23 protein-coding genes are annotated in these 23,282 nt (G+C 69.5%); 15 read left to right on the top strand and 8 right to left on the bottom strand.

Going from position 1 to position 23,282, the window contains the following annotated elements; genetic code table 11:
* Positions 1-53 precede the first annotated feature (53 nt).
* Together ACLFA2_RS03580 and ligD are read left to right on the top strand one after the other, a co-directional pair.
* Positions 54-1,259 (top strand): SseB family protein, encoded by a 1,206-nt coding sequence (locus ACLFA2_RS03580; RefSeq protein ID WP_029266960.1) that lies wholly within the window; start codon positions 54-56, stop codon positions 1,257-1,259.
* A gap of 88 nt (positions 1,260-1,347) precedes the next feature.
* Positions 1,348-2,421, top strand: coding sequence for a non-homologous end-joining DNA ligase (ligD, locus tag ACLFA2_RS03575; protein ID WP_426622049.1), 1,074 nt, complete (start codon positions 1,348-1,350; stop codon positions 2,419-2,421).
* A 10-nt stretch (positions 2,422-2,431) separates the two neighbouring features.
* Here the strand turns inward: ligD and ACLFA2_RS03570 are convergent, their stop codons facing one another.
* Positions 2,432-3,475 carry an ATP-dependent DNA ligase gene (locus tag ACLFA2_RS03570; RefSeq protein ID WP_021198873.1) on the bottom strand — a complete coding sequence of 348 codons (1,044 nt, stop codon included), beginning with the start codon at positions 3,473-3,475 and terminating at the stop codon, positions 2,432-2,434.
* A 46-nt stretch (positions 3,476-3,521) separates the two neighbouring features.
* Positions 3,522-4,973 (bottom strand): phytoene desaturase family protein, encoded by a 1,452-nt coding sequence (locus ACLFA2_RS03565; protein ID WP_426622048.1) that lies wholly within the window; start codon positions 4,971-4,973, stop codon positions 3,522-3,524.
* A 72-nt stretch (positions 4,974-5,045) separates the two neighbouring features.
* On the opposite strand from ACLFA2_RS03565, the gene ACLFA2_RS03560 reads away from it, so the two are divergent.
* Complete coding sequence (locus tag ACLFA2_RS03560; protein WP_152525861.1) at positions 5,046-5,534, top strand: hypothetical protein; 489 nt, start codon at positions 5,046-5,048, stop codon at positions 5,532-5,534.
* A gap of 2 nt (positions 5,535-5,536) precedes the next feature.
* Entirely contained in the window at positions 5,537-6,061 is a 525-nt protein-coding gene (locus tag ACLFA2_RS03555; protein WP_426622047.1) for a GNAT family N-acetyltransferase, read from the top strand.
* 26 nt (positions 6,062-6,087) lie between these two features.
* On the opposite strand, the gene ACLFA2_RS03550 is transcribed toward ACLFA2_RS03555, so the two are convergent.
* Positions 6,088-6,888 (bottom strand): helix-turn-helix transcriptional regulator, encoded by an 801-nt coding sequence (locus ACLFA2_RS03550; protein ID WP_315070936.1) that lies wholly within the window; start codon positions 6,886-6,888, stop codon positions 6,088-6,090.
* A gap of 54 nt (positions 6,889-6,942) precedes the next feature.
* Between ACLFA2_RS03550 and ACLFA2_RS03545 the strand changes: the two genes are divergently transcribed.
* Positions 6,943-8,226 (top strand): CynX/NimT family MFS transporter, encoded by a 1,284-nt coding sequence (locus ACLFA2_RS03545; RefSeq protein WP_426622046.1) that lies wholly within the window; start codon positions 6,943-6,945, stop codon positions 8,224-8,226.
* Positions 8,227-8,247: 21 nt separating this feature from the next.
* Here the strand turns inward: ACLFA2_RS03545 and ACLFA2_RS03540 are convergent, their stop codons facing one another.
* Both ACLFA2_RS03540 and ACLFA2_RS03535 read right to left on the bottom strand, forming a co-directional pair.
* Complete coding sequence (locus tag ACLFA2_RS03540; protein ID WP_021198867.1) at positions 8,248-9,483, bottom strand: acyl-CoA dehydrogenase family protein; 1,236 nt, start codon at positions 9,481-9,483, stop codon at positions 8,248-8,250.
* A 69-nt stretch (positions 9,484-9,552) separates the two neighbouring features.
* Entirely contained in the window at positions 9,553-10,212 is a 660-nt protein-coding gene (locus ACLFA2_RS03535; protein ID WP_029258576.1) for a TetR/AcrR family transcriptional regulator, read from the bottom strand.
* A 60-nt stretch (positions 10,213-10,272) separates the two neighbouring features.
* On the opposite strand from ACLFA2_RS03535, the gene ACLFA2_RS03530 reads away from it, so the two are divergent.
* The 3 genes from ACLFA2_RS03530 (at position 10,273) to sucD (ending at position 12,829) form a co-directional block, all read left to right on the top strand.
* Complete coding sequence (locus ACLFA2_RS03530; protein WP_021198865.1) at positions 10,273-10,626, top strand: DUF2510 domain-containing protein; 354 nt, start codon at positions 10,273-10,275, stop codon at positions 10,624-10,626.
* A 115-nt stretch (positions 10,627-10,741) separates the two neighbouring features.
* Positions 10,742-11,908 carry an ADP-forming succinate--CoA ligase subunit beta gene (gene sucC, locus ACLFA2_RS03525; RefSeq protein WP_021198864.1) on the top strand — a complete coding sequence of 389 codons (1,167 nt, stop codon included), beginning with the start codon at positions 10,742-10,744 and terminating at the stop codon, positions 11,906-11,908.
* 18 nt (positions 11,909-11,926) lie between these two features.
* Positions 11,927-12,829: a succinate--CoA ligase subunit alpha gene (gene sucD / locus ACLFA2_RS03520; protein ID WP_021198863.1), complete on the top strand. Its 903-nt coding sequence runs from the start codon at positions 11,927-11,929 to the stop codon at positions 12,827-12,829.
* 51 nt (positions 12,830-12,880) lie between these two features.
* Here sucD and ACLFA2_RS03515 read toward each other — a convergent pair whose 3' ends face one another.
* Both ACLFA2_RS03515 and ACLFA2_RS03510 read right to left on the bottom strand, forming a co-directional pair.
* On the bottom strand, positions 12,881-13,390 hold the full coding sequence (locus tag ACLFA2_RS03515; protein WP_426622045.1) for a DUF664 domain-containing protein: 510 nt from the start codon (positions 13,388-13,390) through the stop codon (positions 12,881-12,883).
* Between the two features lie 74 nt (positions 13,391-13,464).
* Positions 13,465-14,043 (bottom strand): TetR/AcrR family transcriptional regulator, encoded by a 579-nt coding sequence (locus ACLFA2_RS03510; protein WP_426622044.1) that lies wholly within the window; start codon positions 14,041-14,043, stop codon positions 13,465-13,467.
* A 77-nt stretch (positions 14,044-14,120) separates the two neighbouring features.
* Here ACLFA2_RS03510 and ACLFA2_RS03505 point away from each other — a divergent pair, with 77 nt between their 5' ends.
* Positions 14,121-14,522, top strand: a complete 402-nt coding sequence (locus ACLFA2_RS03505; protein ID WP_021198860.1) for a VOC family protein — start codon at positions 14,121-14,123, stop codon at positions 14,520-14,522.
* Positions 14,523-14,701: 179 nt separating this feature from the next.
* Here ACLFA2_RS03505 and ACLFA2_RS03500 read toward each other — a convergent pair whose 3' ends face one another.
* Complete coding sequence (locus tag ACLFA2_RS03500; RefSeq protein ID WP_021198859.1) at positions 14,702-16,177, bottom strand: NCS2 family permease; 1,476 nt, start codon at positions 16,175-16,177, stop codon at positions 14,702-14,704.
* 90 nt (positions 16,178-16,267) lie between these two features.
* Here ACLFA2_RS03500 and ACLFA2_RS03495 point away from each other — a divergent pair, with 90 nt between their 5' ends.
* The 6 genes from ACLFA2_RS03495 (at position 16,268) to ACLFA2_RS03470 (ending at position 23,254) form a co-directional block, all read left to right on the top strand.
* Positions 16,268-17,644 carry a cell division protein PerM gene (locus tag ACLFA2_RS03495; protein ID WP_401125190.1) on the top strand — a complete coding sequence of 459 codons (1,377 nt, stop codon included), beginning with the start codon at positions 16,268-16,270 and terminating at the stop codon, positions 17,642-17,644.
* Positions 17,645-17,707: 63 nt separating this feature from the next.
* Positions 17,708-18,295 (top strand): phosphoribosylglycinamide formyltransferase, encoded by a 588-nt coding sequence (gene purN / locus ACLFA2_RS03490; RefSeq protein ID WP_029258570.1) that lies wholly within the window; start codon positions 17,708-17,710, stop codon positions 18,293-18,295.
* Between the two features lie 40 nt (positions 18,296-18,335).
* Positions 18,336-19,943, top strand: a complete 1,608-nt coding sequence (gene purH, locus ACLFA2_RS03485) for a bifunctional phosphoribosylaminoimidazolecarboxamide formyltransferase/IMP cyclohydrolase (RefSeq protein ID WP_029258569.1) — start codon at positions 18,336-18,338, stop codon at positions 19,941-19,943.
* Positions 19,944-20,110: 167 nt separating this feature from the next.
* The gene (locus tag ACLFA2_RS03480; protein WP_347125111.1) at positions 20,111-21,631 is read left to right on the top strand and encodes a DNA-3-methyladenine glycosylase 2 family protein; all 1,521 of its coding nucleotides are present in this window, start codon (positions 20,111-20,113) and stop codon (positions 21,629-21,631) included.
* Positions 21,628-22,125, top strand: a complete 498-nt coding sequence (locus tag ACLFA2_RS03475; RefSeq protein ID WP_021198854.1) for a methylated-DNA--[protein]-cysteine S-methyltransferase — start codon at positions 21,628-21,630, stop codon at positions 22,123-22,125. The genes ACLFA2_RS03480 and ACLFA2_RS03475 overlap by 4 nt, the downstream gene beginning before the upstream one ends.
* Before the next feature lie 79 nt (positions 22,126-22,204).
* Positions 22,205-23,254, top strand: coding sequence for a dipeptidase (locus ACLFA2_RS03470; protein ID WP_347125113.1), 1,050 nt, complete (start codon positions 22,205-22,207; stop codon positions 23,252-23,254).
* The last annotated feature ends 28 nt before the right edge of the window (positions 23,255-23,282 follow it).

Here is a 23,282-nt window from a genome sequence, read left to right as displayed (position 1 = left end):
GGTGTTTCCGCCTCGGCGAAACACCGACCGGATTGCCGGTTAGGCTGGCTCATATGGCCCTCTTCTCCCGCCGCAAGAAGTCTGGTGACGATGTCGTCGCCCCCACCGCCGAGGCTGTCGCGAGCGATAGCGCGCCGAACGACACCACGCCGAACGACACCACGCAGAACGGTGCGGGCGCGGTCGCCGGAGAGCACACGACGTCAGAGAGCCCGACCGCCGAGCAGCCCGTCGAAGCGCCCTCGATCGGGATCTCGGTGCAGGCGTTCCGGGGCGTCGGTGCCGAGGCCGGCCCCGAGGTCTCCCTTCCGACGTCCGACGGTCCTTCGAGCTCCGACGCCCCGTCCGTCTCGGCGGCGCCCGCCGCGCCGCAGGCTTCTCCCTCTCCGCCCGTTCAGCCCGAGACGCCCCAGGAGCGGCGCCTGCCTCTGGCCTCCGTGCTGCCGCCGGAGCAGACCGAGACCGTCGCCGGCATGAAGGACAATGTCCTCCTGCGTGAGGCCCTCAGCGAGATCGAGGCGGGCGCGACCAACGACCAGCTCCTCGGCGTCATGCGTCAGGCTCTTCAGGGACACCTCTACATCCGCGTGAACGGCGATGCGCGTGCCCAGATCAGCGAAGGGAAGGCGCTCTCCGTCGCCGTCGTCCGCGACAGTGAAGACAACCAGTACATGCTGGCGTTCAGCTCGGCCGGCGCGGTACGTGATTCCGTGCAGCTCGAAGCGGACCCGTCGTCGACCTCGGCGGTCGCCCAGCCGGTCACCTCGGTGCTGCAGCAGGTCGTGTCCGGAGATTTCGCCGGCCTCATCGTCGACAACGCGTCGGCCCCGCATCGGGTGGTGTTCCCGACGGAGCTGCTGCAGAAGACGCTCGAGCAGGCCGATGTCGACATGACGGTGAAGAGCATCCTCGCCGCTCCCCGGGAACAGGATTCCGTCGTCAAGGTCGGCGAAGCCCTTGCGACCACGCGGATGTGGGTCGCGGTCAACGACGGCTCCGGCGGTGGCCCCGTCGGCATCGCCGAAGCGCAGACGACCGACGGACGTCGATTCCTGCAGCTGTTCTCGCACCCGCTCGAGGTCATCGCGCTCGGACGCGGCGACCGTCCGCTCCCGTTCGCGCCGGAGCAGCTGGCGAAGGTCCTCACGAGCCACGCCGACATCGCCGGAGTGATCGTGGACTCGGCCGGTCCGTCGATCGTCGTCGAGCGGGCTGCGCTCACGCCGGTCCTCGTGCTCGCGGTCGACCTCGGCGACTGAACCGACCCGGACACGGACGATCCGGACTCCGCGCACTGTCCGCGTCGGCGGGGTTCCGTCTGTCCGGGCGGCGCTCTAGGGTCGGAGCATGGCCTCAGAACGCGTGACCCTGACCATCGCCGACTCCGATGGAGAACGCGAGGTCGCGCTGTCCAGCCCGAACCGCGTGGTCTGGCCCGACCTCGGTATCACCAAGGCGGAGCTGGCCGAGTATGTGCAGCTCGTCGCGGTGCCGTTCCTGGCGGCGAACGGCAACCGCCCGGTCTCGCTCGAGCGGTTCCGTGACGGCATCGGACCCGCAGGCGGGGCGCGGGCCGAGGGCTTCTTCTCGAAGAACCCGCCCAAAGGTACCCCGGACTTCGTCGACGCGGTGACGGTGACATACAACAGCGGGCGCCAGCATCCGCAGATCGTGTTGAACCGTGCGAGCGCGATCGTGTGGGCCGTGCAGATGAACACGATCGTCTTCCACCCCTGGGCGTCGCTCGCCACTGACGCGGACAACCCCGTCGAGCTGCGCATCGACCTCGATCCGCAGCCCGGTACCGACTTCGCAGATGCGGTCACGGCCGCGCACACCCTGCGCGAGGTGCTGCGTGAGGCGGGTCTGGAGGCGTTCGCCAAGACCAGCGGCAACAGAGGATTGCACGTGTTCGCGCCGATCGAACCGACCCACGAGTTCCTGGAGGTGCGGCACGCCGTGATCGCCGCCGGGCGTGAGCTGGAGCGACGGATGCCGGAGCAGGTCACGACGAACTGGTGGAAGGAGGAGCGGGGCGCGCGCATCTTCGTCGACTTCAATCAGGCCAACCGCGACCGCACGATGGCCGGTGCCTACAGTCCTCGAGCGCTTCCCGGAGCGACCGTGTCGACGCCGGTGGCCTGGGACGAGCTCGACGGTCTCGATCCGAAGGTGTTCACGGTGCGCAGCATCCCGAAGCGTCTGGGCGAGGTCGGCGACCCGTGGGCGTCGATGCCGCACAACCCTGGCCGCATCGACACGCTGCTGGAGTGGTGGGAGCGTGACACGCAGAACGGTCTCGGCGAACTGCCTTTCCCGCCGGAGTTCCCGAAGATGCCGGGTGAGCCGCCGCGCGTGCAGCCGAGCAAGAAGGTCGCAGCGAATTGGGACGAGGACGGCACCCCGGCCGAGAAGGAGTGAGGGCTCCCGCTCAGCTCAGGACATCGGCGAGGTCGTAGCCTGCGACCGTGTCCAACTGCTCGTAGGTGCAGGAGCGGGCGTCGCGATCGGGGCGCCAGCGTTCGAACTGCACGGTGTGGCGGAACCGCGCGCCTTCGAGTTGGTCGTATCGCACCTCGAGCACCCGCTCCGGGCGCAGCCGCACGAACGACACATCCTTCGATCCGCTGAATCGCGACCGCTCGCCCTCGGCGGTCACGGCGTCGCCCGACTCGTCGCGCTCGACCAGCGGGGAGAGCTCTTCGACGAGCTCCTGCCGACGGGCATCGCTCCACGCGGCCACGCCGCCGACCTGGTGGAGCTCCCCGTCGTCGCCGTACAGCCCGACCAGCAGGGAACCCACTCCCGATCCGGACTTGTGGATGCGATAGCCGAGCGCGACGACGTCGGCGGTGCGGGCGTGCTTGATCTTGAACAGAGTGCGCTTTCCCGGCGCGTAAGGCTGGTCGAGCGGCTTCGCGACGACACCGTCGAGCCCTGCCCCTTCGAACTCGGCGAGCCAGCGCACAGCGGCCTCGCGATCGCGGGTCGTGCGGGTGATGTGCAGCGGATGTCCGACGCCCTCCATGAGGGTCTCGAGGCGTGCGCGCCTCGTCTCGAACGACTGCGTGAGCAGGTCGTCGACCCCGACGGCGAGCAGATCGAACGCGATGAACATGGCTGGGGTCTCGACGGCGAGCTTCGCGACGCGTGAGGCGGCGGGGTGGATGCGCTGGCTGAGGGCCTCCCAGTCCAGGCGCTGCGAGCCGTCCGGTCCGGTGGCGACGACGATCTCGCCGTCGAGCAGGCACGGTTCCGGAAGCAGCTGGGGGATCACGTCGACCAGTTCGGGGAAGTAGCGGGTCAGCGGCTTGGCGCCTCGTGACCCGATCTCCACCGTCTCCCCGTCCCAGGCGATGAGTCCACGGAAGCCGTCCCACTTCGGCTCGTACAGCAGTCCGCCCGGCGTCTTCGCGGGGTCGGGCACGGCCGGCGCTGCCTTGGCGAGCATCGGCGCGGGGATGTCGTAGCGCATGCTCCCATCCTGGCCGCCGATGATCCGCGGCGGAAGGGGAGGACGATCAGCCGAAGAGGTCGGTCACGGTGGCGGGTTCTCCGGCATCCCGCAGCGCCGTGCAGGCGGCATGCCAACCGGCCATCCCGTTCACAGAGGGGCCGGGGGGTGTCGAGGCGGACGCCAGGTACACGCCACGCATCGGCGTGCGCCACGGAGAGGGGGAGAGAACCGGGCGCCGGAGTGCCTGGCGCATGTCGAAGACGCCACCGGAGATGTCGCCACCGATCTCCGTGGGGTTGATCGCCTCGCGCGACGACGCCGGGACGGCGTGGTGCGCGAGGACGAGGTCGCGGAAGCCCGGAGCGAAGCGCTCGACCTGGGCGGTGATCAGCTCGGTCGGGTCGAGGTCCGAACCCGGGGGCACGTGGATGTACGCCCAGAGCACGGCCTTCCCCGCGGGGGCGCGTGAGTCGTCCAATACCGATGGCTGCACGGCGAGCACATACGGGCGCTCAACCACGCGTCCGGCGGCGACGGCGTTCTCACTCGCCCATACCTCGGCGCGGGTGCCGCCCAGATGCACGGTCGGGGCCGCTGCCACGTCGGCGTTCGTCCACGGGATCGGGCCGTCGAGCGCGAAGTCGACCTTCGCTGCTCCGGGCCCGTACCGGTACGAGCGGAGGGCCCGTGCGTAGCCGGCGGGCACGTCGGGATGCGTGAGGGCGAGTCGCGGCGAGGTGTTGAGCAGCAGCAGGTCGCCCTGCTGCGGGTCGCCCCAGTCCAGGGCACCGAGATCGGAGACGGGGGTGCCCGCCTCGATCGTTCCGCCGTGCTGCTCGATGTCGGCGACCATCGCGTCGGCGATGCGCTGCGCACCTCCGCGCGGGTACGGCCAGCCGCCTGCGTGTCCGAGCGCGGCCAGCAGCAGCCCGGCCGCCGCACCCGCGAGGGAGGGCTGCGGCGAGTTGGCGTGCGCGACCACCCCGGAGATGAGCGCCGCCGCCTCCTCCGTGCGGAAGGCGCGAGCTGCCAGGGGAGTGCCCTGGTCCAGCATCCGGATCGCGAAACGCGCGGCGGTCAACGGATCGCGGGGGATGCGGAGCAGCTGGTTGCCGGTGAAGTCGACCACGCCGTCGATGTGGCTGCTGAGCGGACGCAGACGTGAGGTCCAGGCGGATCCGTCGACTCCGAGGTCCGCCGCCGTGCGCTCGATGTCGCGCCAGGCGATCGCTGCGCGCCCGTCGTCGAGCGGATGCGCGTACGAGGCGTCGGGACGGATCCACTCGATCCGCCGGTCGAGGCCGAACGCCTGGAAGAACGGGGAGGAGAGGGCGGCCGGATGCACGGCGGAGCAGAGGTCGTGCCGGAACCCCGGAAGCGTGGATTCGCGTGTGCGCACCCCGCCGCCGATGGTGTCGGCGCCCTCCAGAACTCGCACCCGATAGCCGGCGCGCGCGAGCGCCACGGCGGCAGCGAGCCCGTTCGGGCCGGAGCCGATGATCGTCGCCTGGGCCATGACGTCAGTTTGGCACGTATACGAGCGGAAAACGGTCGGCTGTACCCCTCTGGGCGTGCGATCCTGGAACTGATGAAAGAAGTACAGGGGCCGACCCCCGCAGGCACCTCCCGTCCATACCGTTCGCTCCCGGAGGCGTTGCGCGCGCACCGCATCGATCCGGCCAACCACGCGTTCATCACCGCCATCGTCGAAGCGATCGGGATCAGCTCGTTCATCGACCGCGGTCGCTACATCGAAGCGATCCGTCGAGGTGAGGGCGCCCCTCTGCACATCGGGCGCACCTACACGAACGGCTTCACCGAGGACGAGCGCCTCGTCGTCGGTTCCGCTCCGCTGCGTCTGCAGCCGAGCGAAGGCCGGGCGCCGTACTTCTACGTGAGCCACCCCAGCGAGTTCATCCCGCTCACCCCGCCGCGCGCGGCCAAGCGCACGACGACTCCTCGCGTCTCCGCCCCGCGGGCCGAGAAGGCTCCGAAGCCGGTCGAGGATCGTGACTACGGCGTGTGCGACGTGTGCTTCATGGTGAAGACGCCGTCCGGCGGCTGCGGCTGCGACTGACCGTGAGCGCCGAGGCGGGATCCGGGCTCGACCGACCGTCGATCCGGCTCGCCGACCTGACCGGACCCGACGCACTCGAGGTCGGTGCGGCTGTGCGTGCGTATCTGCTGCAGACCGAGCGGGAGAAGAGTCGGCAGGAACACGGATCCGAGCGCGATCCCGCCGTGCCGCTACCCGACCGCTATCTCCGCGAGGTCGATGACCCGGCCGAGGCGTACGCCGCGCATCGAGTGCGGGTCGCGCAGTTCGACGAACGCATCGTCGGGGTCGTGGTGCTGTCCGTGCACGACGGTGTGGCGGAGATCAAGCGATTGTGGGCGCAGCCCGACGTGCGCGGCCGCGGGGTGGGTTCGGCGCTGTTGGACGCGGCGGTGGCCGATGCGGTCGATCTCGGTGCGTCGCAGGTGCGGCTGTCGGTGTGGGAATGGCGGGACGGCCCCGTGCGTCTCTACGAATCGCGAGGCTTCGAGCGGGTGCCCTCGTGGGACGATCGCGAACGCCTCGTGTGCATGGCGCGCGTGGTCTGAGCCGACCGCAGTCGTGGTCCTTCCCCTCACGCGGTCGGTTGCGACAGCCGGTATCGGCCGGGGGTCATCCCGACGAGCGGTGTGAACTGCTCGATGAACTGACTGGTCGTGGCCCACCCGCATGCGGAGGCCGTGTCGGTCACCGTGGCGCCGTCGGCGAGCAGGACGAGTGCCCGATGCACGCGCAGTTGCAGGCGCCACTGCCGGTATCCCATGCCGGTCTCCTGCTGGAACAGGCGGCTCAGCGTCCGCTCGGCGGTGCCGGTGCGTGCGCCGAGTTCTCCGAGCGGCACGGGCAGGGCGAGGTCATCCTCGACGATGCGTGCGGCACGGCGCAGGCGCGGATCGTGGGGCTCCGGGAGATGGAGCGGCTGCTCGGGCGCGGTCACGACTTCGTCGACGACCACGCGGCGCAGGTGGTCCAGGGCTTCGTCGCTGCGTGTGCGGTCGGACGTCATCGACAGCACGGCTTCGCGCGCGAGTGGCGTCGCGACGAGCACCGCAGGGGAGGCCGGGAGCAATGCGGCGAGCTCGTCGGTCAGATGGACGATGCGCATGTCCGTGCGCCCGTGCGCGCGATGGCGATGCTCGGCGCCGGCGGGCACCCAGGCCATGCGGGTCGACGGCGCGATCCAGGCGCCCTCGTCGGTGAGCAGCGACAGCACTCCGGAAGCGGCATGCACCAGGTGTCCGAGCGGGTGGGCGTGGCGGGGGGAGGTCTCGGCGTGCGCGAACCGGTAGGCGCCCTCCATGGGCAGGGCCGCCAGGGAATCGAAGTCGACCAGATTCAGGTCGACCATTCGCGAGGATTGGCGGGTATTCGACATCAAAATGCAGTGTACGTGTTTCCTGACATACCGGGTGAATGCTGGACTCGATGCATGACCACGATGCAGGAACCGTTCGACACCGCGCCGACCCCGTTGACCACGCCGTCCACCCGGCGCGGCGGCATCCTCACCGGGATCTACGTGGGCACCGGCCTGCTGCTGATCGCGCTGAACCTGCGCATGGGCGTCGCTTCTGTCGGACCCGTCCTCCCCGCGATCGAGCAGGACCTGGGGATCCCTGCAGCCGCGGCAGGGCTCCTGACGACGATCCCCGTGTTCGCCTTCGGCGCCTTCGCGTTCATGACGCCCGCGCTGACACGCTGGATCGGACTGCATCGGCTGCTCGCGCTGACGATGGTCGTGGTGGCACTCGGCATCGGCGTCCGCCTGCTTCCCTCACCCGTGGCTCTCTTCGGCGGCACGGTGTTGGTGGGGGCGGGCATCGCGGTCGCGAACGTCTGCATGCCCGCCGTGATCAAGCAGGACTTCGCGCACCGTCTCGGTCTGATGATGGGGCTGTACTCCACATCGCTGTTCCTCGGCGCCGCCGCGGCGGCCGCATTCACGGTGCCGTTCATGATCGCCCTGGACGGCTCGTGGCGTGGTGCGCTGGGGGTCTGGGCGATTCCCGCCGCACTCGCCCTGGTGGTCTGGCTGCCTCGGGCGATGCGTCGGGTCGTCAGCTCCCCGGCCGTGGCGGGTGTTCCCGTCGATGCGATCACGGAACCCATCGACGAGCCGCGGATGTCGGCGCTGTTGGGGGACCCGGTCGCGTGGGCGGTCACCGCGTTCATGGGGTTGCAGAGCCTGAGCTACTACGCGGCCTTGACATGGATTCCCACGATGCTGCAGGACGGCGGGGTCTCGGTGTCGGATGCCGGGGTGCTGCTGTCGTACTCCAGTTTTCCCGGGATCGCGGCGGCGCTCCTCGTGCCGACGATGATGCGCCGCATGCGGCCGACGTGGCTCCCCGTCGTGCTCTCCGCGCTGCTCTGCGCGGCGGGGCTGATCGGCCTCCTCGTCGCGCCCGGTGGAGCCGCGCCCTGGCTCTGGATGACGCTCCTCGGTCTCGGGCAGGGGGCCGCCATCTCGCTGTCGCTGACGTACATCGTGCTCCGCGCGCCGGATGCGAGGCACACGGCGCACCTGTCGACGATGGCGCAGGGAGTCGGCTACCTGCTGGCCGGCTTCGGTGCGCTCGGCCTCGGCATCCTGCACGCCGCGGGCGGTGGGTGGGTCGTCCCGGTCCTGGCGCTCGTGCTGCTCCTCGCGGTGCAGGCGGTCGCGGGGTCGGCGGCGAGTCGAGAGCGCCACGTGAGCGCCCGACGCCGGTGAGTCGACTCCGGGGATCCGCCCTCAGGCGAACGCGCTCATCCCGGTGATGTCGCGCCCGAGCAGCAGGGCCTGAACGCTCTCGGTTCCCTCGTAGGTGTGGATGGCCTCGATGTCGGCCATGTGCTGCATCACGCCGTTCTCGAGCAGGATGCCGTTGCCGCCGAGCAGATCGCGGGCGGTCGAGGCGATGCGGCGCGCGGCACGCGTGTTGTGGAACTTCGCCAGCGAAGCCTGGGTCGGGCGCAGTTCACCGGCGGTCTCGAGGTCTGCCATCCGCCGGCAGTACAGCTGCATGGCGGTGAGGTCTTCGAGCATGTGGGTCAGACGCTCCTGGACCATCTGGAATCTGGCGAGGGGCTTTCCGAACTGCACCCGCTGGGTGGCGTAGGCGAGGGCGGCCTCGTAGCAGGCGGTCGCGTGTCCGAGCGCCGACCAGGCGACACCGGAACGAGTCGCGTACAGCACGATCGAGGCGTCCTTGAAGCTCTTGGTCCCCGGCAGCACCGCATCGAGGGGCACCCGCACGTCGTCGAGCACGATGTGTGCCTGGTGGATCGCGCGCAGCGAGGCCTTTCCGCGGATGACGCTGCCTGTGTAGCCCGGGGTCTCCTGCTCCACGAGGAAGCAGCGCACGGCGCCATGCTCTTCGGCGCCCTCGTCGTCGATGCGCGCCCAGACGAAGGTGATGCCGCCGGAGGCGCCGTTGCCGATCCACTTCTTCGTTCCGCGGAGGCTCCAGCCGTCGCCGTCGCGGCGGGCCACGGTCTCCAGCGAGACGGAGTCGGAACCGTGATCGGGCTCGGTCAGGGCGAACGATCCCAGCACCGAGCCGTCGGCGAGGCCCGTCAGCCACTTCTCCTGCTGCGCGGGGGAGCCGAACAGGGCCAGGGTGCGCAGTGCGAGTCCGCCCTGCACCGCGAGGATCGTGCCCAGGGAGCCGTCGCCGCGGGAGATCTCCATGTTCACCAGTCCTGCGGCCAGTGGCGACAGGCTCGTGAGCGACGGGTGCTGCACCCCGTCGACGACGAGGTCCATCTCGCCCATCCGACGCGCGGCATCGAGCGGATACTCCGCGCGGTCCCAGGCGTCGGCCATCTGCGGGGCGACCTCGTCGACGTAGGCCTTCGCGCGGTCCCACGCCTCCCGATCGGCGGCGGGGATGTCGGTGAAGACGGCGTAGTAGTCGCTGTCCTGACGTCCGGTGATGTCGTATGACGAGACGCGCTCGCCGGGGAAGGGGGAGGCTGCAGTGCTCATGGGACTCCTTCGTGGCACCAAGTATCGTACTCCTCGATACTCGGTTCCACGACCCGACGGCACGTCGAGCTAGTCGAGCTGTGACTGCAGCCTGCGGCTGACCTCGGCGATCGGCATGGAGCGGGGGAACACCGCGACCACCATGTCATCCGGGGCGGTGGCCGCCTCGCCCGCAACCCCGTAGCGACGGCGGACGTCGGCCAGCGCCGTCTGCAGTGTTGCCAGCGGCACCTTCTTGCGGCCACGCAGCAGCTGGCGCAGCACATGGTTGTGCACGGCCGTCACCAAGGCGGCGAAGCCGACCGCGTCCAGGGGATCCACGCCGGGGAGCGCCCCGCGCAGGTAGTCGTCGAACAGTCGCTCGTAGCGGAAGACCGTGATGATCTCGCGCTCGCGCAGCACGGGGACCTGTCGCACGATCTGATAGCGGCGCCTGGCGAGTTCCGGGTCGTGCGCGAAGTGGGCGAAGACCGACTCCGAAGCCGCGCACACCGCGCCCCACGGGTCATCGTGCCCCTCGTCGAGGAACTCCCTGAGCTGTTCCAGAAGCACCTCGTGATCCGCGAAGACCACGTCCTCCTTGCCGCCGAACTGGCGGAAGAAGGTCGAGCGGGAGACGCCGGCGGCCTTGGCGATCTGCTCCACCGACGTCTGGTCGAACCCCTGGGCGCTGAAGAGTTCGAGCGCTGCGGCGACGACGCCGGTGCGCAGTTCTGCGGATTCGTGCATGGCGAAAGCCTAGACCTCGCCGGGCGGAGACGCCGAGGCGTCGCCGTCATACTGAGGAGCGTGAGAGATGACGGGATTCCGGCCGGCTGGTTCGACACGCGGCGGCGCGGGACGCGGCGCTGGTGGGACGGCACGCGATGGACCTCGCACATCTCGGTGCGCGGGCGCGAGACGACCATGGCCGAGGACAGCGCATCGGTGCGCCGCCAGCTCCTCGTGTGCGAACTTGTGCTCGGTGCCGTCATGATCGGCGCGATCCTCATCGCCCTGTGGGGCTCGTTGCCGGTGGTCGTGGTGCGCCCCGTGATCGTCGCCACGGGCACGGCCCTGGTGGTCATGCCGTTCCTGATCACCCGACAGCTTCGACGGGTCGCCCTCCCCGCGCGTGGAGCCGGAGTGCCGACTCGACGCTGAGCGGTCGAGGCGCCGGGGCCGCAGGAGCGCTCAGTTCGGGGTAGTAGGCTGGGGGACTGGTCGATGTCTCGACATCGAGAGAATTACCAGACAGCAGCCCAGTGAAGGAACCACAGTGGATCTGTACGAGTACCAGGCACGAGACGTTTTCGAAAAGTACGGAGTGCCGGTCCTCGCCGGCATCGTCGCGGACACCCCTGAAGAGGTGAGGGCGGCTGCCGAGAAGATCGGCGGAGTGGTCGTCGTCAAGGCTCAGGTGAAGACCGGCGGCCGTGGAAAGGCGGGCGGCGTCAAGGTCGCCAAGACGCCCGACGAGGCGTACGAAGCAGCGAAGGCCATCCTCGGCCTCGACATCAAGGGCCACATCGTCAAGCGCGTCATGGTCGCGCAGGGTGCGCGCATCGCCGAGGAGTTCTACTTCTCCGTGCTGCTCGACCGCGCCAACCGCTCCTACCTGAGCCTCTGCTCGGTCGAGGGCGGCATGGAGATCGAAGAGCTCGCCGTCGAACGCCCCGAGGCGCTCGCACGCGTCGAGGTCAACCCGCTCACGGGCATCGACAAGGAGAAGGCCGTCGAGATCGCTCGCGCGGCGAACTTCCCCGAAGACCTCATCGAGAAGGTCTCCGATGTCTTCGTGAAGCTCTACGACGTGTACAAGGGCGAGGACGCGACGCTGGTCGAGGTCAACCCGCTGGTGCGCACCGAAGAGGGCGACATCATCGCGCTCGACGGCAAGGTCACGCTCGACGACAACGCCTCCGAGATCCGTCACCCCGAGCACGAAGCGCTCGAGGACAAGGACGCAGCCGACCCGCTCGAGGCCAAGGCCAAGGAGTCGGGCCTCAACTACGTGAAGCTCGACGGCGAGGTCGGGATCATCGGCAACGGCGCGGGTCTGGTCATGTCGACGCTCGACGTGGTCGCCTACGCGGGCGAGAACCACAACGGCGTGAAGCCTGCCAACTTCCTCGACATCGGCGGCGGCGCCTCGGCCGAGGTCATGGCCGCCGGCCTCGACGTCATCCTCGGCGACCCGCAGGTCAAGAGCGTGTTCGTCAACGTCTTCGGCGGCATCACGGCGTGCGACGCCGTCGCCAACGGCATCAAGGGCGCCCTCGAGACACTGGGCGCCACGGCCTCCAAGCCGCTCGTCGTGCGCCTGGACGGCAACCGCGTCGACGAGGGTCGCGCGATCCTCGCCGAGTACGCACACCCGCTTGTGACCCTGGCCGCCACCATGGACGAGGGCGCCGACAAGGCCGCCGAGCTCGCCAACGCCTGAGACTGAAGGACGAGAAGAATGTCGATCTACCTCAACAAGGACTCCAAGGTCATCGTCCAGGGCATCACCGGCGGTGAGGGCACCAAGCACACCGCACTGATGCTCAAGGCCGGCACCCAGGTCGTCGGTGGCGTCAACGCCCGCAAGGCCGGTACCACGGTCTCGCACACCGACAAGGACGGCAACGCCGTCGAGCTGCCCGTCTTCGCCTCGGTCGCCGAGGCCATGAAGGAGACCGGCGCCGACGTGTCGATCGCTTTCGTGCCCGGTGCGTTCACCAAGGACGCGATGATCGAGGCCATCGACGCCGAGATCCCCCTGCTCGTGGTCATCACCGAGGGCGTGCCCGTCGGCGACTCGGCCGAGGCCTGGGCCTACGCGCAGAGCAAGGGCAACAAGACTCGCATCATCGGCCCGAACTGCCCCGGCATCATCACGCCGGGCGAGGCGCTCGTGGGCATCACGCCCGCGAACATCACGGGCAAGGGACCGATCGGCCTCGTGTCGAAGTCGGGCACCCTGACCTACCAGATGATGTTCGAGCTGCGCGACCTGGGCTTCTCCACCGCCATCGGCATCGGCGGCGACCCGGTCATCGGCACCACGCACATCGACGCGCTCGCGGCGTTCGAGGCCGACCCCGAGACCAAGGCGATCGTGATGATCGGTGAGATCGGTGGCGACGCCGAGGAGCGTGCCGCCGACTACATCAAGGCGAACGTCACGAAGCCGGTCGTCGGCTACGTCGCGGGCTTCACGGCTCCCGAGGGCAAGACCATGGGTCACGCCGGTGCGATCGTCTCCGGTTCGGCCGGCACCGCTCAGGCGAAGAAGGAGGCCCTCGAGGCCGCCGGCGTCAAGGTCGGCAAGACGCCGTCCGAGACGGCAGACCTGATGCGCGCGATCATCGAAGCGCTCTGATCTGAGCTACGCTTGATATGAAGGCCCCGGACTCCACTCCGGGGCCTTCTTTCATGCCTGTTCGGTCGGCCTGGCGGCTCGGCGGCGCCCAGCGAGGATCGCTGCCCTCAGGATGTCGAGCTGTCCGGTGTTCCAGCCCAGCTCACTCAACACGTGGACGTAGATCGCGAGCAGGCTGCGCCGGTTCTCGCCGACGTCGTCGTCGAGCCCCCGATCGGTCAGATTGCTGTCAGCGAGGGCGCTGATGCGTCGACACTCTGCCGTGACGGAGGCGATATCGTCGGTGCGCCGCACTTTCCAGGAGTTGGCGGTGGCCACCGGCAGGCCGATCTCGGCCCGGGGTCGCCCGGTGATCCTCTCGTCGAACCAGACGCCCTCCACGTACGCCGTGTGACGCACGACTCCCAGCAGACTCGGAGCGCCGGGGATCGGCGCGGACCGCGCCTCCTCTTCGGTGAGGCCTTCGAGGCTGGCCAGAATGAGCTCCCGGTACTCGAGGAGGCGCCGGTCGACGTCCCGTCTCAGGTCGAACGGGTGGTCGTCGCGGTGTCGGTGATGCACGGGATCTCCTCAGGGTCGGGACTCCACCCTCGACGCCGGTCGGTGCGCTGCGCCGTCGGCGCGCCGCATCGCCCTCAGCTGGGCGGGACCACGGCATCCAGGATGCGCTCGAGTGCCACGTGCGCTTCCGACCGCGCGTCGGCGTCATCGGGGTGCGCGGCGAGCCACAGGGCGAGCTCGTTCATCGCTCCGGAGAGTGCGGCGGTGAGCGGATCCACGAGCGCGGGGGAGACGCCGGCTTCGCGTAGGCCCGTGCGCAGCTCCTGCTCCGGTCCCTCCGCGTCGAGTCGGCGCCACTGCTCCCCGCCGAGCACGGCGGGACCGTCGACGAGCAGCACGCGTGACGCCGCTCCCCGGGTGATCGCGTCGAGGAACGCGTGACTGCCGTCGCGGAGAACGGCATCCGGAGCACTGTCTTCCGTGGCGTCGCGGATCGCGTCGGCCACGGACTGCTGCTGGGCAGCCGCGACGTCGCGGAAGAGCAGCGGCTTCGACGTGTAGTGGTGGTAGACCGCACCTCGTGTGACTCCGGCAAGGCGGGCGATTTCGTCCACGGATGCGGTGGCGTACCCGTGCGCGGCGAAGTGGGTCGTGGCGGTCTCGAGAATTCGTCGCGCGGTCTCGGCGGCGTCGGCCGCGGATGCTCGGGGCATGACTCTTTCCTTACGTACAGGTTGTATGTATCCTAGTCACGCAGAATACAAACACGCTGTATGTAAAGGAGAGACGAATGCGGATCACGAGCTTCTACCCGGTGCTGATGGTCGAAGACGTCGCAGCGAGCGCGCGGTTCTATAGAGAGGAGTTCGACTTCGAGGTGGTGTTCGAGGCCGACTGGTACGTGAGCCTGCGCTTCGATGGCGGTGAGCTCGCGATCCTCGACCGTTCGCACGAGACCATCCCCAAGGGATTTCGTGAGCCCGTGCGCGGGCTGCTGCTCAACGTCGAGGTGCCGGATGCCGCTGCCGAGCATGCGCGCCTGGTGGGGGAGCGGGGTCTGTCGGAACGGCTGCCGCTCCGCGACGAGGCCTTCGGTCAGCGCCACTTCATCGTCGAGGCGCCCGGCGGTGTGCTGATCGACGTGATCGAGCCGATCGAGCCGTCGCCGGAGTTCGCCGCTGCCTACGCCTGAGCCGCGCGAGGTGGCCGTCCTCGTCAGATGCATGACCTCTCAGCGGATGCATGGCCGCTCGGGGCGTGTGTTCCTGCATCCGGCCGATGCACATGCATGTGACGGCCGCGGCGGCGGGAGGTACGGAAGAGGGGCGGATGCCGCAGCACCCGCCCCTCTACCGTGACCTCCGATCGGCGTCAGATCCCGACGCCGAAGAGCGCTTCGATCGGACCTCGGGCGAAGAAGATCAGGAAGCCTGCGCCCACGACCCACAGCAGCGGGCTGATGGACTTGGCCTTGCCGGAGAACGCGTGGATGAGCACCCAGCTGACGAAGCCCGCGCCGATGCCGTTCGCGATCGAGTAGGTCAGCGGCATGACCGAGACGGTGAGGAACACCGGCAGCAGCACGCGGAAATCGCTGAAGTCGATGTAGCGGATCTGCGCCATCATCATCGCACCGACGATGATCAGCGCGGCAGCGGCGATCTCGGTCGGGACGATCGACGTCAGCGGGGTCAGGAACATCGCGATCAGGAACACGACGCCGGTGACCACGTTCGCGAGTCCGGTGCGCGCACCCTCGCCGATACCGGCGCCCGACTCGATGAAGACCGTGCTCGAAGACGAGGAGGTCGCGCCACCGGCGATCGCGCCGACACCCTCGACGACCAGCGCCGACTTGATGCGGGGGAAGTCGCCGTTGTCGTCGGCGAGGTTCGCCTCCTTCGCGAGGCCCGTCATGGTGCCCATGGCGTCGAAGAAGTTCGTGAAGAGCAGCGTGAAGACGATCATCACGATCGCGACGAGGCTGACCTTGCTCAGGTCGAAGCTGAAGTCGACGGCGCCGATCAGGCTGAGGTCGGGCACACCCACGGGGGAGCCGTCGAGCGCGGGAACCGTCAGGCCCCAGCCGCCCGGGTTGACCACGTTGCCCTCGTCATCGAAGCCGCGGGCCCCGATGTGCCAGATCGCCTCGACGATGACTGCGAGCACGGTGCCGCCGATGAGTCCGATCAGCATGCCGCCCTTGATCTTGAGGGCGACGAGGATGCCGGTGAGGAGGAGGGTGATGACGAACAGCAGGGTCGGAACGGTCGCGACCGATCCGTTCACGCCGAGGCCGACCGGAGGAGACGAGGCGCCGGTCGCCGTGACGAAGCCGGAGTTGACGAAGCCGATGAACGCGATGAAGAGGCCGATACCGACCGTGATCGCGATCTTCAGCTGGAACGGCACCGCGTCGAAGATCGCCTTCCGCAGCCCGGTGGCGGCGAGCAGCACGATGACGACACCGTTGATCATCACCAGCGCCATGGCCTCGGGCCAGGTCACCTGGCCGACGACCGAGAACGCGACGAAGGCGTTGATGCCGAGGCCGGCAGCGAAACCGAACGGGAGGCGCGTGACCAGTCCGAACAGGATCGTCATCACACCGGCGGTCAGCGCGGTGGCGGCGCCCACGGCGTTGAAGCTGAGCATGTCTCCGGCGACATCGGGCTTGCCGGAGAGGATGATCGGGTTCAGGATCACGATGTAGGCCATCGTGACGAATGTCACCAGACCCCCTCGGATCTCGGTGCCGATCGTGGATCCGCGCTTGCTGATCTCGAAGAAGCGGTCCAGGGAGTTCTTGGGTTCGGTGGATGCCGGGGCGGGCGGGGCAGTTGTCATCGGGAAACCTCCGGAGAAACGCTATCGTGTCGCCGACCCCACGCGCGCCCCCAGGCCTTCGTCGGCAACTCGTCGTAGTCTCGAAACGCTATGCAACGCCTCCTCGTCGCGCTCCTCGCCGCCTTCGACGCCGCCATCGCTGCGGCCGTCGGTCTCGTCGTGCTGCTCGCGCCGCTGACGCTGCTGTGGACGCTCGCCTTCGGGGTCACGGCCGACTGGGGCGCGCTCTGGCCGCTCACCGGCACGCTCTGGGAGTTCGGCCACGGCGTGCCCCTCGAGGTCACGATCCCGGACGAGCTGCTGGTCGCTCTCGCGATCCCCCCGCAGGCGGCCTCGTTCGCGGTCTCGATCACTCCACTGGCGTTCCTGCTCTTCACCCTGCTTTTCGCCGCCCGCTCGGGTGCCAGGGCCGCGGCAGCCGGAACGTGGCTGCTCGGCTCAGTGTCCGGGACGGTGGTGTTTGCCGCCATCTCCACCGGCGTCGCTTTGACCGCGCGACTGGATGCCGTGCAGACCCCCCTGGCCCTCGCGATCGGGCTCCCCACCGCCGTCTACCTCGTCGGTGCGGTGTGCGGGGCTGTCCGGGTCGCATGGGAAGAGGGGGATGGCGGAGTCCTCGACCGTCTGCACGACCGCATCGACGCCCGCGAGGATTGGGCGCCCGTCCCCGTCGCGATCGTGCGCGGCACGGCCTTCACCCTGGTCGGCGTGATCGGAGCGGCCGCTCTGGCCCTCGCCGTCATGACGCTGTTCCGCGGTGGCGAGGTCGTGGCGCTGTTCCAGGCTGCCCGTGTCGATGCGCTCGGCGCGACCGTGATGACGCTGGCGCAGCTCGTGTATCTCCCGACCCTGATCGTGTGGGCGGCGTCCTGGCTCGCCGGCCCCGGCTTCGCCGTCGGCGTCGGAACCGCGGTCTCGCCCGCCGGTACGCAGTTAGGAGTCGTTCCGGGCATCCCGGTGTTCGGGCTGCTGCCCGAGAACAGTTCGATGTGGATGCTGATCGTGGTGCTCGTCCCGATCGCCGCCGGTGCTTTCGCCGGCTGGGCGGTGCGTTCGCGCCTCGTCTGGGAGGGCACGCCGTTGGGGACGATGCAGCGGGCGGCGATCGCGGTGGGGATCGCCGTCGTCAGCGCAGGGGTCGCGGGCCTCGCCGCGGTGCTCGCGAACGGCTCGATGGGTCCGGGAAAGCTCGCCGATGTCGGTCCCGCGGCTCTTCCGTTCATGCTGGCCCTCGGACTGGAGGTGCTCGTCGGCGCCGCGATCCTGCTGCTGTCACCGCGTCACCGCGATGAGCTGGCCGAGGAGCGTACGGACCGCTGGATCGCCGAGATGACCGAGTTCGACCCGAGCATCGCATCGGCGCGGACAGCGCCCGGTATCCCCTTCTCCGAGACGCCGACGTTCGACGACACGGCGCCCCTGGACGATGTCCGCGGCTTCGCCCCGCCGCGTCACGAGCGCGATTGACGTCCACCGCCCGTGAGCGGAAGCCGGGCGGAAGAGGGCTTCGCGCCCCGATAGACTGGGCGCGTGCTCACGGTCGCCGTTCTCATCTCGGGCACCGGCTCGAATCTTCGCGCCCTCCTCGAGGCCGCTCGTCACCCCGATTTCCCCGCCAGGGTGATCGTCGTCGGTGCTGACCGTGAGGCGGACGGACTCGCCCACGCCGAGGAGTTTGGCATCCCCAGCTTCACCGTGCCCTGGCATGAGCACGAGAGCCGCGAAGCCTGGGGGGAGGAGGTCGCCCGCCAGCTCGCCGTCTGGGCCCCCGATCTCGTGGTGCTCAGCGGCCTCATGCGTCTGCTTCCTCCGTCGCTCGTCGCGCAGTACTCGCCACGCCTCATCAACACCCACCCCGCGTACCTTCCCGAGTTCCCCGGGGCACACGGCGTCCGTGACGCCCTCGCCTCCGGCGCGGCCGAGACCGGTGCCAGCGTGATCGTGGTCGACGACGGTGTCGACACCGGGCCGATCCTGGCGCAGGAACGTGTCGCGATCCTCGAGGGCGACACCGAGCACAGCCTGCACGAACGGATCAAGCCCGTCGAACGTCGACTCCTCATCGACGTCGTCCGCGGGATCGCCACCGGCGCGCTCGTCCTCGACCCCTCTTCCTGACCCCCCTCCACCCGACGCCCCCCGCACGAAGGAGCCCATCATGGCCGGCCCCCGCCACGACCCCACGCTCTACCGCGATCGCGACACCGTGCCGATCCGGCGCGCTCTCGTCTCGGTGAGCGACAAGACCGATCTCCTGGTCCTCGCCGAGGCTCTCGCCGACGCGGGCGTCGAGATCGTCTCGACCGGCTCGACGGCATCGACCATCCGCGATGCGGGTTTCCCCGTCACCGACGTCGCCTCCGTCACGGGGGTCGCCGAGATGCTCGACGGTCGCGTCAAGACGCTGCACCCGAAGATCCACGGCGGTCTGCTCGCCGATCTGCGCCTCGAGGATCACGAGCGCCAGCTCGCCGAACTCGACATCACCCCGTTCGAGCTCGTCGTCGTGAATCTCTACCCGTTCGTCGAGACCGTCGCCTCGGGCGCCGTCGGCGACGATGTCGTCGAGCAGATCGACATCGGCGGGCCCGCGATGGTGCGTGCCGCCGCGAAGAATCATGCCAACGTGGCGATCGTGGTCTCACCGCAGTCGTACCCCGGCATCATCTCGGCCCTCGCCGACGGCGGCACATCGGTGTCGCAGCGCCGCGAACTGGCCGCCCGCGCCTTCGCGCACACGGCGGCCTACGACACGGCGGTCGCGTCGTGGTTCGCCGAGGGGACGCTGCAGGATGACGGCGACCTCCCGACCCACCTGACGATCCAGGCCGAGCGCCTTGCCACGCTCCGCTACGGCGAGAACTCGCACCAGCGCGGCGCGATCTACACCCGTGCCGGCGGCCACGGCATCGCCCAGGCGACGCAGCTGCAGGGCAAGGAGATGTCGTACAACAACTACGTCGACGCCGACGCCGCGCTGCGTGCCGCGTACGACATGGTCAAGCCGGCGGTCGCGATCATCAAGCACGCCAATCCGTGCGGCATCGCGACCACCGCGCCGAACGCTCTCGACCCGATCGCCAGCGCCCACCTGCGCGCCCACGAGTGCGACCCGGTCTCCGCATACGGCGGGGTGATCGCGGCCAACGGCACGGTCACCCTCAAGATGGCCGAGAACCTCAAGGACATCTTCACCGAGGTCATCGTCGCGCCGTCGTTCGAGCCGGCCGCGCTCGAGGTGTTCAAGGCGAAGAAGAACCTGCGTCTGCTGCAGCTGCCCGAGGACTGGCAGCAGGAGCGCATGGATGTGCGTCTCGTCTCCGGTGGACTGCTGCTGCAGGACGCCGACCGCTTCCCCGACGACATCGTCTCCGTCGCGAAGAACTGGGAGCTCGTCTCCGGCGAGCGTCCGAGCGACGAGGAGATGGAGAACCTCATCTTCGCGTGGAAGGCGTGCCGCGCGGTGAAGTCGAACGCGATCGTGCTCGCGAAGGACAACGCCACGGTCGGCGTCGGCATGGGCCAGGTCAACCGTGTCGACTCGTGCCGGCTGGCGGTCGAGCGCGCAGGCGACCGCGCCGCCGGATCGGTCGCGTCTTCCGATGCGTTCTTCCCCTTCGCGGACGGCGCCCAGGTCCTGATCGACGCCGGAGTCACGGCGATCGTGCAGCCGGGCGGATCCGTGCGTGATGAGGAGGTCGTCGACGCGGCTCGCAAGGCCGGCGTCACGATGTTCTTCACAGGGGAGCGCCACTTCTTCCACTGAGTGCTCTCCGCGCTCGCACCTCGAGACCCACTCTCCACGTCGAGACCCGCACGCGCCGCTCCGGCGACGTGGGGGTGGACGAGGCGGGTGGGTCTCGGCGTTCCCGACTCGACAGCCGTGTCCGATTTCCGCCAGTCGGCGTCGAGGGAGCGTGACAGAGTGGAGGCATGAGCTTCCCCCTGACCGACTTCGACGAGCGCTACCGCGCGATCAGCGCGCGCGACACCCGCTTCGACGGGCAGTTCGTGACCGCCGTCCGCTCGACCGGGATCTACTGTCGTCCGAGCTGCCCCGCCCGCACGCCCAAGCCGCAGAACGTCACCTTCTATCCGACGAGCGCCGCGGCTCACGAGGCCGGGTATCGGGCGTGCAAGCGATGCCTGCCCGAGGCGGCGCCCGGTTCTCCCGCGTGGGACATCCGCGGTGACACCGCCGCGCGGGCGATGCGCCTGATCTCGGATGGCGTGGTGGAGCGCGAGGGCGTTCCCGGGCTGGCTGCGCGCCTCGGATACTCCAGCCGGCACCTCACGCGGCTGCTGACCACCGAACTCGGCGCCGGGCCGCTCGCACTGGCGCGAGCACACAGGGCGCACACCGCGCGCATGCTCCTCGTCGGCACCGACATGCCGATCTCCGATGTCGCGTTCTCCGCCGGATTCGCCAGCATCCGACAATGCAACGACACGATCCGCGAGGTCTTCGGACTCACCCCGGGCGAGCTCAGGGCCCGACGAAGGCTTCCGGCGTCCGCGGTTCCCGGCGCGATCGACCTCGTGCTGCCCTACCGCGGCCCGCTCGACGCGAGCGGCATCTTCGCCTGGATGGCGGCACGCGCCGTTCCCGGTATCGAGGAGACGACGTCGACGTCGTTCTCCCGGCATCTGCGGATGTCGGGAGGACCCGCATGGTTCGACGTGCGTCAGGACGATGCGTCTCGTCTGCACCTGCGCGCCCGGGTCGCGCGGCTGGGAGACCTGGCCCCGCTCGTGTCGATCGTGCGGCGCATCTTCGACCTCGATGCCGATCCGCAGGCGATCGACGAGGCGCTCTCCGCGCACACCGAACTCGCCCCGCTCGTCGCGCGCACCCCCGGCATCCGGGTGCCGGGTTCGGCCGATCCGCATGAGATGCTCATCCGCGCCATGGTCGGTCAGCAGATCACCGTGGTCGCCGCCCGGACCGCGCTCACAGCGCTCGCCGAGGCGTTGGGGGAGCGCACCGAGAACGGGCTGCTCTTCCCGACGATGACCGCGATCGCCGCCCACGGAGCCGAGGTGCTGCGAGGGCCGGCCGCCCGCATCCGCGCCATCACCGGCGCTGCGGCCGCTCTCGCCGACGGCTCCCTGACGCTCACGGTCGGAGACGACGGTGTCGACCAGCGCGCTGCTCTGCTCGCGATGCCGGGAATCGGACCCTGGACAGCCGACTACGTGCGCATGCGTGTGCTCGGCGATCCCGATGTGCTGCTCCCGGGAGACGTCGCGCTGCGCGCCGGCGCTGCGGCCTCCGGCCTGCCGGGCGAACCACGTGCGCTCACCGCCTGGGCCGAGCGCACCGCCCCCTGGCGGAGCTATCTCAGCGCGCACCTGTGGCGCGCAGCACCTGTGCGCCCCGTGGGTCCTCGACGCGCCTCGGCTGCGGCACGTCCCACCCCCGCGGAAGACACGACGACGAAGGAGACCTCATGACCGCCCTCATCCAGACCATCGAGACGCCGGACGGCGCGTTCACGATCCTTGCCGACGACCGGCAGCGCGTACTGTCTTCCGGATGGACCTCAGACGTCGAGGCGATCCTCGGCAGGCTGTCCGCGGCGCACCGACCGGAAGATCTCCGAGACGGTGAGACCGAGGCCGCCGAGGCAGCGCTCGCTTACTACGCCGGCGACCTCTCCGCGATCGACGATGTCGCCGTGAAGCAGACCGGAACAGTCCTCCAACTCGCCGGCTGGTCGGCGCTGCGGTCGATCGAGCCGGGCGAGCCTCTGACGTACACCGGTTTCGCGACGCGGCTCGACAATCCCCGCGCCGTGCGAGCGGCGGCATCCATCTGCGCGCGCAACGCACCGGCGCTGTTCGTCCCGTGCCACAGGGTGTTGCGCACCGACGGCACCCTCGGCGGATTCGCCTGGGGGATCGATGTCAAGGAGAGCCTGCTCGCGCGCGAGAGTCGCGCGGGTTGAGTCGCCGGCACCACGACGGGCGGTCGACATGGTGCCCGTCGACGAAGCATCCCGACCGACGCGGCCATAGGCTCGTGCCGTGACCGCCAACGATGCACTCGCCCTCCACCGCCGCGCCGTCGTCGCCGACGCACACAACGATCTGCTCTGCTCGGTGGCGAGCCGCCCCGCGGACGAGTGGTCGGACTACTTCCGCGCCCAGTGGCTTCCCCAGCTGCACGAAGGCGGTGTCGGGCTGCAGGTGCTGCCCGTGTTCATCGATGACGTGTATCGCCCGGAGGGGGCGCTGCGTCGCACCCTCCGCATGATCGAGGCCGCGCATCGGCTGGCGGAGGGCAACGCAGACACCGTCGGTCTGTGCCGGGATGGCGACGACATCGATCGGGTGATCGGCGAGGGCCGCATCGCGCTGGTGCTCGCCCTGGAGGGGATGCCCGGCATCGCCGACGACGTCGAGCTCCTCGAGACCGTGCATCGCCTCGGGGTGCGGATCGGCTCGGTGGCGCACTTCGGGCGCAGCGCGTTCGCCGACGGCAGCGGCGAAGACGCCGCAGGCAGCAGGCTGACGCGGACCGGGGTCCGAGCGCTCGCCGAGATGGAGCGCATCGGCATGATCTTCGACATCAGCCACCTCGGAGCGGGCGGGGTCGACCACGTGCTCGAGCTCGCCACGCGCCCGGTCATGGCCACGCATTCCTCGGCCCGTGCGCTGTTCGACCACCACCGCAACCTCACCGATGCCCAGATCGCCGGGGTCGCCGAGAGCGGGGGAGTCGTGTGCGTCAACTTCTTCGCTCCGTACCTGCATGAGAGCGCGTACACGATCGACACACTGATCGACCACTTCGAACGCGTGGTGTCGGTCGCCGGAATCGAACACGTCGGGATGGGGCCGGACTTCGTCCGCGAAGTGCTGGAAGACACCACGGCACCGTGCTGCGTGCAGACGACGATCGAGGGCGTGCCGGCCGATCGGTACCTGCCGGGCCTCGAGGGCCCGGCAGGTCTCCCGCTCGTGACCGAGGCGCTGATGCGTCGTGGCTGGCGGGAAGAGGAGATCCTCGCCGTCCTCGGCGGCAACCTGCAGCGGTTCCTCCGATCCGGGCTCGGAGCCGCAGCCCTCGCCTGAGGCTCCCGGCGTCCCCCTCCGCGGTCTT

Origin of the sequence: Microbacterium sp. As-52, from assembly GCF_049949185.1 — a bacterium.
GTDB lineage: Bacteria > Actinomycetota > Actinomycetes > Actinomycetales > Microbacteriaceae > Microbacterium > Microbacterium maritypicum_A.
Note: the sequence above shows the minus strand (reverse complement) of the source record. Positions and strands in the feature narration are given on the sequence as shown.